We start from the raw sequence: 11,243 nt of genomic DNA, 5'->3' as shown, positions 1-11,243 counted from the left end.
ATGCCGCTGTTCCGATAAGAATCTTATGCGGCGCGGGAGGCGTATATTACGTTTTCCCGCTGAAGAGTCAAGAGATTATTCATTCGAACATTCTTCTTTTTTCTTCCTCACCGAGCGACTTCTCAGTCGTTGTTCCCGGTCAGTGGAGGCGCATTATAGGGAGTTCTCAGAAGGCCGCAACCCCTAAAATACAAATAATTTATCGACCGCTGATTCTTTCGCCAAAAGGTGTTTAAAGCGGCAATTCTTGGATACTTCTGAAGCCATATGTCTGCAAAACAGGCAGCAGGATTTCAGCCTCTTCATTCATCGCCATGCAGTACGCCAGACTTTCTATTTCCACACCCTCTTTTTTGGCAGGAATTTTTTGATGAGAAGTCTCAATAAGCCAATGCGCGCGGCGGGCAATGGCGGAACCCGAGTCAATCAGGCGTGTTCCATCGGGTAATACCTGCGCCAACTCCTCGCTGAGCAGCGGAAAATGAGTACAGCCAAGCACCACGGTGTCCGGCGGCTCTTTTAAACGCAGCCATGGCTGGAGGATTTTCTTTAGTGCGGGCAGTGAAACCGGCGCGCCGTGCAGCTTCGCCTCGGCTATTTCCACCAGCTCTGCCGAACCCAGCATCAAAATCTGGCAATCCGTGGCAAAGCGCTCGATGAGATCATGAGTATAAGGACGCTGCACCGTGGCCCGGGTGGCCAGCAATCCCACCACGCCGTTACGCGTTAACTTGGCCGCCGGTTTAATGGCAGGCACCACGCCCACGACCGGGCAGTTGAATTTGGCGCGCAACGCAGGAAGGGAAACCGTACTCGCGGTATTACAGGCGATAACAATAATAGAAAGGGGATGACGCTTAGCGACCGCGCTGACTATCTCGACCACTCGCTCGACAATAAACTCTTCGGACTTCTCGCCATAGGGGAAAGCCACATTGTCGAAAGCATAGATATAGTGGAGGTCCGGCAGCATCTGCCGGACCTCATGATAAACAGACAATCCGCCGACGCCGGAGTCAAATACCAGCGCCGTCGGACGGCCAGACGTTATCGAGCTATCAGAAGGTATAGCTTCCAGAGAGGAAGTATTCACGTCCTGGTGTTTCGTAGCCATAAACCGTCTCGTAATCTTTATCAAACAAGTTGGCAATTCTACCACGAACGGTTAAATGTGAGGTGACAGGATATGACGCGGCGAGATCCCATAAACTGACGCCGCCGAGTTTAACCGTCTGGTAAGGATATGAGCCAAAGTCCGTATCGTAACGCTGTCCCAAGTATTGGTAGTTAATCGACCAATCGATCTGCGCCACATTCCAGTCAATCTGGTATTTCGCCTGTTGTTTGGCTCGGCGTACCAATATTGCGTTAGTTTCAGAATTGCGTGGATCCAGATATTCCAAGGTGATGGCGTGATGTAATGGGCCGGTATCGAAATTACCTGTCCACTCCACGCCTTTAATCGTGGCCTTATTAATATTGTAATAAGTCCCCTGACTGTTGAAATCGATTAACTGATCGATATCGTTACGATAAGCGGATAAACGCCAATCCAGAGGCCCCGTCAAACCTTCCAGCCCGGCTTCCCACTGCTTGCTTTCTTCAGGTTTCAGATTTGGGTCGCCATAAAAACCGCTATAGAGCTGGCTCAGGTTGGGGGCTTTAAACGCCGTTCCATAGGAAGTTATCAGGCGATATCCGTCGATAAACTCCCACGCGGCGCTGCTCTGCCACGTCGTGTGCTGGCCAAACTGCGAGTTATCATCACTGCGCACCGCGCCCTCAAGGGTGAAGTCGCTAATTTTCTGCTGTGTTGTCAGATAAACGCCGGTATTACGCTGGCTATAGCCATCATTAAGATAGCTGGTGCCCGGCTCGGTGGTGAGTCGCTGCCAATCCAAACCTGCACTTACCTGCCCTTTCCACACTTGGAGGGTGTTGCCCCATTGCAGGTTGTACTGGTCTGAGTCATCTAATGAAGCGGAAGAGTCATACTGCCCGTATCTCGGGTCATAATTATAGTCTTTCACGTGGCTATAACTGCCAATCAGCTGAGTGGCGTAAATCCCATCTTCATAGCGCAGGCCCGTATCATAGGTGCGGCTGTAGAGCTGACGGGTATCGATTAACGGACTGTCAGGGGTGTAATAACCATCATAGGCCGTGCGATTGTCATAGCCATAAGCCCGAGCAAAACCCCCGACTTCTTCGGTGAATTGGTGTTGCAGCGCCAGATAGAGCGTCTTACTCATGAAGCCATCGCGGTCAGGCTGAGGAACGCCGCCGTTGTTGCCGTCAGCGACAACATCAATGCCACGCGTATAGGTATAATCGCCCGCGGCGGTGACCGTGGTGTTTTCACCCAGCTTCTGCTGTGTAGAGCCATTGTAATTTTGATACCCATTCGAGCCGATACCCGCCCCGAGGGTCGTCTCATCCTTATCGCGGGTGGTAATAATGTTGACCACGCCACCAATGGCGTCGGAGCCGTAAACCGCCGAGCGCGGCCCACGGATAAATTCAATCCGCTGTACCAACGCGATAGGGATCTGGCTAAGGTCAGTTGAACCCGAAATACCCGCCTGATTTAAACGCACACCGTCAATTAAGACTAATGTGTGGCTGGAGTTGGTGCCGCGCACAAATAAAGAACTCAGCTGGCCCATGCCGCCATTTTGCGCAATATCCACGCCCGGCAGGCGGCGTAATACATCCACCACGGATTTAGACTGCCAGCGATCAATATCCTCGCGGGTAACCACATCGGTTGGCGCTAATACTGAAGAGACGGGCTGTGGGAAGCGGTTGGCGGTCACAACGAGATTGTCGCTGTTGTCTGAAGAGGAAGTATTATCCTGCGCCCACCCAGAAAAAGCCGTGACGGATAATACCGTCAGCAGCGCGTGCTTTTTAATTGTCATGAATTGAGCATCCAAACTTAATTGGCGGATGCCGCAGAAAAACACCCACGTTCTCGCGACGAGGGTGAAAATGCGACGGAATATCGGCAGGTTTTCGGACTTAGGATTTATTGGCTAATTAATGAAAAAAATAATATGCCGCCACCGGGCGATGACTTCCCATCTCTCTTACATTCTCTATAAAAAGTTCTCTATATAAAGAAAGAAGAACCAGACAGTGTCGGTAACAGCTCAAGCTGCTATCGCCTTGACTTCCCCATACCGCTGCGCGCCAGTTCCGGATTCACACCGGATTCCCTTTTAACTCTATTATCGAGGCCGAATTGCATCCTACGATCAACCCTTTTGGAAATCCAGACATCCGTAAGGGCCATTAAATTTTAATCAAATAGGTTGCGTGAGAAGCATGGTAATAACGCCCATGAATAAGCGGAAAACTGGACTTCGCGGGAGCATTCCCTACAATCCCCCGCTAAGTTCGCCCATTTACCCGCAGTAGACGAGATAAATCATGACGCCTGAAAACCTGCCCATTGAACAATACGACGACCAACTGGCGGAAAAGACCGCACGTCTCACGGCGATGATGACGCCTTTTCAGGCGCCGGCTCCTGAGGTTTTCCGCTCTCCGGTCAGCCACTATCGCATGCGCGCCGAGTTTCGCGTCTGGCATGATGAGGGCGACCTCTACCACATTATGTTTGATCAGCAGACCAAGGCTCGCGTGCGCGTCGATCAGTTCCCCGCCGCCAGCGAGCTGATTAACCGTCTGATGCCTGTGCTGATTGCCGCTATTAAAGAAGAGCCGGTATTGCGCCGCAAAATCTTCCAGATTGATTACTTGTCCACGCGCAGCGGCAAGTTGATCACTTCTCTGCTCTACCACCGCAAGCTGGATGATGAGTGGACGGCGGCCGCGACGGTGCTGCGCGACAAGCTGCGTCAGGACGGTTTTGATATTCAGCTGATTGGCCGCGCGGCAAAAACTAAAATCATGCTCGACGAAGATTATGTCGATGAAGTACTGCCAGTGGCGGGCCGCGACATGATTTATCGTCAGGTGGAGAACAGCTTTACCCAGCCAAACGCCGAGATGAACATCAAGATGCTCGAATGGGCGCTGGGCATTACTGAAGGCTCGACCGGCGACCTGCTGGAGCTTTATTGCGGCAACGGCAACTTCTCGCTGGCGCTGGCAAGGAACTTCAACCGCGTCCTGGCGACTGAGATTGCCAAGCCGTCCGTGGCGGCGGCGCAATATAATATCGAAGCGAATCAGATTGATAACGTGCAGATTATCCGCATGGCGGCCGAAGACTTCACCCAAGCGATGAACGGCGTGCGCGAATTCCATCGTTTAAAAGATGTGGATTTGTCCGGTTATGACTGCAACACCATTTTTGTCGATCCACCGCGCAGTGGGCTGGACGATGACACCGTGAAGATGGTGCAAGGCTACGACCGTATCCTCTATATCTCCTGCAACCCGGACACGCTGTGCGCCAACCTCGAGACGCTGAGCCACACCCACAGCCTGACCAAGCTGGCGCTGTTCGACCAATTCCCTTATACCCACCATATGGAATGCGGCGTGCTGCTGGAAAAACGCCGGTAGGAAGAGTCTAAAACAATAAGGCGGGCCACTGAGTGAGCCCGCCTTTTTTACAGCTGAAGCTTCCGTCAGCTGTTTTTCGCTACAAATAGACCCGCAGATATTCCGACAGGCATAACACGGCCATCGCCTGCCCGTAAGGCATGGAGGTGATGGGGATTTGCCGGTAGTAATCCAGATCGCTGCCCATGGCGGTGCCAAATGAAACGCCCGTCAACTCGCCTGCCGGATTGATCTGCTTTATCACGCCGCGCACGGCTTTCTCGGCAACCGGCGCATAGCTTGAATCTATATAGCGTTTGCGAACGGCCTTCAGGATCCCGTAGGCAAATCCCGCCGCCGCTGAACTTTCCAGATAAGAATTCGGGTCATCCAACAGCGTATGCCACAAACCACTTTCGTCCTGACAGGCCGCCAGCGCGGCAATCTGACTCTCTAAAACTTGCAGTAAATAACGGCGCGTCGCGTTGCCCTCCGGTAAGTCGAGCAGCTCGATAAACTCAGGAATAGCGACGGTTATCCAACTGTTTCCTCGCGCCCAGCGAGCCTGAGCAAAATTATGCTGGCCGTCAAAGGTCCAGCCGTGGAACCAAAGGCCGGTTTGGCGATCCATCAGGTACTGAATATGCAGCAGGAACTGATAGGTCGCCTCTTCGATAAACTCCGGTCTACCGAGCAGTTTGCCGATCTTCGCCAGGGGCATCACGCTCATCATCAGCGTGTCATCCCACATCTGCTGGCTATTTTCATTGTTATAAACGATGTGCTGAATACCGCATTTTTCGGTGCGCGGCATCTCATGCATCACCCACTCCGCCCAGCGCTCAAGATAGGGTTTCCAAGCCGGATTGCGGGTTTCTTCATAACGGTAGGCCAGCGTCAGGAACGGGCAGACGGTGTTAACATTTTTGGTTGGCGTGCCTTCGGCCAGCCTTGCGGTAAACCAGTCGTCAATGATTGCCCGCATCTGGTCATCGCCAGTCTGTTGATAATATTTATAAATACCGTATAGGCCGATGCCATGTGTCCATTCCCACCCCGCCCAGCCTTTGGTATCAATAACCCGGCCATCGTCCAGACGCAGCAGGAACTCGCCGGTTTCATCTTTAATATTCACCAGATTATGAGTCACTTTATGAATCAGCGACTGTAACTCGTTTCGCGAGATAAAATACTCAGGCTGCCTCAGCAGCGCGCTGTGCTTAACGTCAAAAACCTTCATGATGCTCTCCATTATTTAAGGGCGCTGACCCTGCTGCTGAATGGGTAAATCGGACATAACCTCAGAGGTCGCTTTTTGCGGCGGCGGGTTGTTGCGATGCAAATAACCAATATTGTTATTACCCCACAAGGACTCATATTGCAGGCCGGTGAGGAGTTCCACGGTGGCGCGGTCTTCTGTGGTGATCTGCTCAGGGACGGGGCGATTGGCGATACGCATTTTTTGCGTTTCCTGCACCAGCACGCGGTGAGTCTGTAAATTGAGGCGGAAGTAGAGCGAAATAATAAAGCCCATCGTCAGCATCACCAGCGACCCCACAACCAAGACGCCGAGGATGGTATGCCCCACCGATGGCAACTGCTCGCTCTTGCCCGAGACAAAACCCGACAGTTGCAAAATGATGCCGACCAACATCACCGCGCCAGCTTGCGAAGCCTTGCGCGTTAGGGTCATGACGCCGGCAAAAATCCCCTCGCGCCTCTGGCCGGTAATGGTTTCATCAACATCGGCAATATAGGTGTAGATATTCCACGGCACGTAGTTGATCCCCCCTCGCCCCAGCCCGGCCAATGCGGAGATCAACAGTAACAGCGACATTGAATCACTCATGTGGCTGAAATAGAGGAAACCGTAGGAGATCACCGCCAGCGCGAAAAGGGTCACGGCCAGCCGATAAGAGGGCGCGGGCCCGAAGCGAATACACAGTGGGATCATCGCAATCACGGCGACGAATTGCAGAATAGCCATCACGCCCATCAGGTTCGAGGCGACAGTGGCGGTTTGCATCAGCACAAACACCACATAATAAGTAAATACCGCGTTGAACACGTCCTGCGCGATATAGCCGCCAAGGTACAGCCCGAGATGCTGGCGGAAAATCTTAATACGCAGCGTTGAAGAGAGTTCAACTTTCAATCGCTTAAGGCTCTGACCCAGCGTCAGCTGTTGGCGCTCGCGTTCTATTTTTAACATGGCTTCCGACTTGAGCTCCGCCGGCCGTTCCCAAGTGAAGAAATAGACCAGCGTGAGCACCAGCGCGCAGATCACCGAGAAGACCAAGCTCGAGTAGAAGAAAGAGAGGGGATTATCTTTACCCAGCTGTTGCAACAAGATCCCCGGCAGGAAGGCGGCCAAAATGGCCGACAGCTGTGCGAGTGCGATACGCGCCCCGGAAAACTTGGTTTTCTGTTTGAAATCGTCGGTCATCTCCGGCACCAGCGTCTCATAAGGCACCAGGATCATGGTGTAAACGATGTCGAACAGCAGATACGTCAGCAGATAGTAGACGTAGTTCATCTCGCCAACCCACATCAGGCTGTAGCTAAACACACAGGGAATGCCGAGAAGAATGAAGAACTTGCGCCGCCCAAAGCGTTTGCCAAGCCAGGTGCCACCAAAGTTATCCGTCAAATAGCCCATCAACGGGCTGAGTACGGCGTCCGCCACGCGGGCGGTCGCAAAGATAAAGGTTGCTTCAATCGGGGTCAGCCCGCAGAAGGTGGTGTAGAAATAGAGTAGCCACGCGGCGGTTAAGGCCGTCGTCCCTGCGCCAAGAAAATCCCCCGAGCCGTAAGCAAGGTAATTTAGTAGTCCGATTTTTCGTGTTTTCATCGCCGTCAGCCCCTTATTGAATCACTGCCAAACGTAGGCAGAATCCAAATGGACGCGGGTCCGCTCTGCCATGATTCAAATTAGCGATGGGGGAGGCCGAAGACCTTTCTGTTTTTGCCACTCATCTCTAACATGTGGCAATTATAGAAAGGTTTAGCCGATCAACATCTAATTACTAAACAGTAGTTTGATATTAATGAACTGTTGTTTCATAAATAATCAGGGAATGGATCTGCGACATCAGGGATAACGGGTGAGGATGGCAGATAAAACAAAGGCAGCCAGCTGGCTGCCTTGATGTGCTCACTAGGGTAAGCCGCAGTGGCAAAATTAGAGGTTGTCTGCTTTGCGCTTCTTCAGCTTGATACCAATCCAGAACACCAGCACCACGCTAATCAGCGACGGCAGGAAGTTGGAACCCAGCTGCGGGTACTCCGCGCGCACGATAGTGCTGTAAAGCAGGAAACCGAGCAGGAAGCTGGCCGCCGCTAAGGTCGGTAATCCCTTGGCCATTTCTTTGTGGTGATAGCGCAGATGCAGGCAATAGACCGCAAGGCAAAGTGCTATCACGGGAAAAACGGAGAAGGTTACTACGGAGCTAAAAAACGCGTCGAACGTGCCGTTGATCGACAGTCCGGCAATCAGAGCCAGGAGCAAAGTGCCATTATCCTGGTTCGGTTGTTCGGTCATCTTCAGTACCTCTGGACTTATTAGTTGGAGACACCGCCGTGCGCTCCTGCTGACGGCGATACCAGTAATATGCACCTTTAGAAATCATACGTAGCTGCAGCACCAGTCTCTCTTCGAGCTGGCGACGCTGGGCTATATCAACATCCAGCGCTTCGGCACCGGCGTTAAAGACGATGATCACCATGGCTTCTGCCTGCGCTTCAGTAAAGCTACGCGGCATGTGGTTTTCGAGTTGTAAATAATCTGCCAGTTCTGCAATAAAGTGCTGAATTTCGCGAGCGACGGCGGCGCGGAAGGCCGCAGAGGTCCCGGAGCGTTCGCGCAGCAGTAAGCGAAAGGCGTTAGGATTATTGCCAATGAACTCCATAAAAGTCGATACGGAGGTGCGAATCACGCTGCCACCTTTGGCAATGCGCTGACGCGCTTGACGCATCAGTTGACGAAGCATTAACCCACTCTCGTCTACCATGGTCAGGCCGAGTTCATCAACATCGCGGAAATGGCGGTAAAAAGAGGTGGGTGCGATCCCAGCCTCGCGGGAAACTTCACGCAGACTTAAACTGGCAAAGCTGCGTTCAGCACTGAGCTGGCTAAATGCCGCCTCAATCAGTGAGCGGCGCGTGCGCTCTTTTTGTTGTGCTCTTACGCCCATAACCTTCATCCGCAGTGTTTTCTTCTTATTAAAGGTGTTAATAAAATGACTCGTTATGATTTCACTATACCAAATTTTTTAACCCGCCGAGGTATAGAAAAGAGAGGATAAAGTGGGTCTGAATGTTGCGGTTTTCCCACGAATTGACAACTGCTTGTAGGGAAAACAGGACTAATATGTTACTTTCTCGTTGTTATTTTGTATAAAAAATAGGTTTCGAACCATGCAACAGCAATCTCATTTTGATGCCATTATCATCGGCTCAGGCCCTGGCGGAGAAGGCGCCGCTATGGGACTGGTTAAACAAGGGGCCAGAGTTGCGGTCATCGAACGCTATAATAACGTCGGTGGCGGCTGTACTCACTGGGGAACCATCCCTTCGAAAGCCCTGCGCCACGCCGTCAGCAGAATTATCGAATTCAACCAAAATCCGCTGTATAGCGACAATTCCCGCACCTTGAGTTCAAGCTTCCCCGACATCCTGCGCCACGCTGACTCAGTGATTAATCAGCAAACTCGCATGCGTCAGGGTTTTTATGAGCGCAACCAGTGCCAACTTTTCGCCGGTGACGCCAGCTTCGTGGATGAACACACTGTCAGCGTGCGCTACGCCGATGGCACCCATGAAGAGCTTACCGCCGACAATATCGTCATCGCCTGCGGCTCGCGCCCTTACCGCCCGCACGGCGTCGACTTTAGCCACCCACGCATCTACGACAGCGACTTAATCCTTGAACTGAGCCACGAGCCGCGCCACGTCATCATCTATGGCGCCGGGGTGATCGGTTGCGAATACGCGTCGATTTTCCGTGGTTTGAATGTCAAAGTCGACTTGATTAACACCCGTGACCGCCTGCTGTCATTCCTCGACCAAGAGATGTCTGACGCCCTCTCCTACCATTTCTGGAACAACGGCGTGGTGATTCGTCACAACGAAGAGTTTGAGAAGATTGAAGGCGTTGAAGATGGCGTGATCATGCACCTGAAATCCGGCAAGAAGGTCAAAGCAGACGCCCTGCTTTACGCCAACGGACGTACAGGTAACACCGACCAACTGGGCTTAGAAAACATTGGCTTAGTGGCTGATAGCCGTGGCTTGTTGAAAGTGAACAGCATGTATCAAACCGCGCTGTCGCATATCTATGCCGTGGGTGATGTCATTGGCTACCCGAGCCTGGCGTCGGCAGCTTACGATCAGGGCCGCATTGCCGCGCAGGCAATGATTCAGGGCGAAGCCAAAGTTCACCTGATTGAAAACATTCCGACCGGGATTTACACCATTCCGGAAATTAGTTCTGTCGGTAAAACCGAACAAGATCTGACCGCCATGAAGGTACCGTACGAAGTGGGCCGCGCGCAGTTTAAACATCTGGCACGGGCGCAAATCGCCGGGATGAACGTGGGGAGTCTGAAGCTGCTGTTCCATCGTGATACCAAAGAAATCCTTGGTATTCATTGCTTTGGCGAGCGTGCGGCGGAGATTATCCACATCGGGCAGGCGATCATGGAACAGAAAGGCGAAGGCAATACTATCGAATATTTCGTTAATACTACCTTCAACTATCCAACCATGGCGGAAGCGTATCGCGTTGCCGCCCTGAATGGATTAAACCGCCTGTTTTAACGCAGCGTTATCCATATGAGCTTGCATGTGAACCTTAATGGCTTCCGCAAGCTGCTCATAGCGGCCACGCAGCGGGGAGCCGGGACGATATACCAGAGCAATGGTGCGTCTCGGTTCCGGCTTGTCGCACACCAAATAGGTCACGCCATCGCGGCTGCGCTCTTTTGGCACCGACAATGACGGTAACAGCGTAATACCACTGCCTGCCGCGACCATGTTGCGCAGGGTTTCAAGGCTCGTCGCGCGGAAATGCGTGTCTTCATCCGCCCCGGCCTGGAAACAGAAGCCCATCGCTTGATCACGCAAACAGTGACCATCTTCCAGCATCAGCAGCTTTTCTCCGGCTAAATCAGCCATGGCAACGCGATCGCGCGAGGCCCACGGGTGCTCGTCATAAATCGCCAGCTTCATCGGCTCATCAAACAGCGGCACCTCGATAAAGGCTTCGCTCTCTTTGACCAAGGCTAAAATCGCGCAATCAAGCTTGCCGCTGTCGAGCTGCGCCAGCAGTTGCTGGGTCTGGGCTTCGTGTAAGTACATTTCCAGCTTTGGAAAGGTTTTGTGCAACGTAGGAATGATTTGCGGCAGCAGGTAAGGCCCAACGGTCGGGATAAGCCCGATGTGCAGCGGCCCGGACATCGCCTCGCCTTGCTGGCTGGCCATCTCTTTCAGCACTTTCACTTCGCGCAGCACGGTTCTGGCTTGATCCACCAGCAATAAACCCGCCTGGGTGAACAGCACTTTGCGGCTGGTTCTCTCAAGCAGCATCACGCCCAGCTCATCTTCCAGCTTGCGGATCTGCCCGCTTAAGGTCGGCTGGCTCACATGACAAGAATCCGCAGCGCGTCGAAAATGACGGAACTCCGCCAAAGCCACCAGATACTCCAAATCACGAATATTCATTTTTCCTC

9 protein-coding genes and 1 riboswitch are annotated in these 11,243 nt (G+C 52.6%); of the genes, 2 read left to right on the top strand and 7 right to left on the bottom strand.

Annotation, left to right across the window (positions count from 1 at the left end; all coding sequences use genetic code 11):
• Positions 1–232: 232 nt before the first annotated feature.
• Both murI and btuB read right to left on the bottom strand, forming a co-directional pair.
• The gene (gene murI / locus ACT3RT_RS20185; RefSeq protein WP_441656052.1) at positions 233–1,114 is read right to left on the bottom strand and encodes a glutamate racemase; all 882 of its coding nucleotides are present in this window, start codon (positions 1,112–1,114) and stop codon (positions 233–235) included.
• On the bottom strand, positions 1,059–2,921 hold the full coding sequence (btuB, locus tag ACT3RT_RS20180; protein WP_496203631.1) for a TonB-dependent vitamin B12 receptor BtuB: 1,863 nt from the start codon (positions 2,919–2,921) through the stop codon (positions 1,059–1,061). The genes murI and btuB overlap by 56 nt, the downstream gene beginning before the upstream one ends.
• Before the next feature lie 67 nt (positions 2,922–2,988).
• Positions 2,989–3,259: riboswitch (cobalamin riboswitch) on the bottom strand.
• 173 nt (positions 3,260–3,432) lie between these two features.
• Between btuB and trmA the strand changes: the two genes are divergently transcribed.
• Positions 3,433–4,536: a tRNA (uridine(54)-C5)-methyltransferase TrmA gene (gene trmA, locus ACT3RT_RS20175; protein WP_496203630.1), complete on the top strand. Its 1,104-nt coding sequence runs from the start codon at positions 3,433–3,435 to the stop codon at positions 4,534–4,536.
• Between the two features lie 79 nt (positions 4,537–4,615).
• Here trmA and bglB read toward each other — a convergent pair whose 3' ends face one another.
• From bglB to fabR, 4 genes are all read right to left on the bottom strand, one after another.
• Positions 4,616–5,755: a beta-galactosidase BglB gene (gene bglB, locus ACT3RT_RS20170; protein ID WP_496203629.1), complete on the bottom strand. Its 1,140-nt coding sequence runs from the start codon at positions 5,753–5,755 to the stop codon at positions 4,616–4,618.
• A gap of 15 nt (positions 5,756–5,770) precedes the next feature.
• On the bottom strand, positions 5,771–7,366 hold the full coding sequence (locus tag ACT3RT_RS20165; RefSeq protein WP_353503867.1) for an MFS transporter: 1,596 nt from the start codon (positions 7,364–7,366) through the stop codon (positions 5,771–5,773).
• A gap of 330 nt (positions 7,367–7,696) precedes the next feature.
• Positions 7,697–8,056, bottom strand: a complete 360-nt coding sequence (locus ACT3RT_RS20160) for a YijD family membrane protein (protein ID WP_353503866.1) — start codon at positions 8,054–8,056, stop codon at positions 7,697–7,699.
• On the bottom strand, positions 8,031–8,708 hold the full coding sequence (fabR, locus tag ACT3RT_RS20155; protein WP_353503865.1) for an HTH-type transcriptional repressor FabR: 678 nt from the start codon (positions 8,706–8,708) through the stop codon (positions 8,031–8,033). Before fabR ends, ACT3RT_RS20160 begins: the two co-directional genes overlap by 26 nt.
• 223 nt (positions 8,709–8,931) lie before the next feature.
• Here fabR and sthA point away from each other — a divergent pair, with 223 nt between their 5' ends.
• Positions 8,932–10,332, top strand: coding sequence for a Si-specific NAD(P)(+) transhydrogenase (gene sthA, locus ACT3RT_RS20150; RefSeq protein WP_034794659.1), 1,401 nt, complete (start codon positions 8,932–8,934; stop codon positions 10,330–10,332).
• On the opposite strand, the gene oxyR is transcribed toward sthA, so the two are convergent.
• Complete coding sequence (gene oxyR, locus ACT3RT_RS20145) at positions 10,315–11,235, bottom strand: DNA-binding transcriptional regulator OxyR (protein WP_353503864.1); 921 nt, start codon at positions 11,233–11,235, stop codon at positions 10,315–10,317. The two genes, sthA and oxyR, sit on opposite strands and share 18 nt — an antisense overlap.
• Positions 11,236–11,243 lie beyond the last annotated feature (8 nt).

This window comes from Ewingella sp. AOP9-I1-14, from assembly GCF_052375995.1.
Taxonomy (GTDB): domain Bacteria; phylum Pseudomonadota; class Gammaproteobacteria; order Enterobacterales; family Enterobacteriaceae; genus Ewingella; species Ewingella allii.
This window is presented reverse-complemented; position numbering and strand designations above follow the sequence as displayed.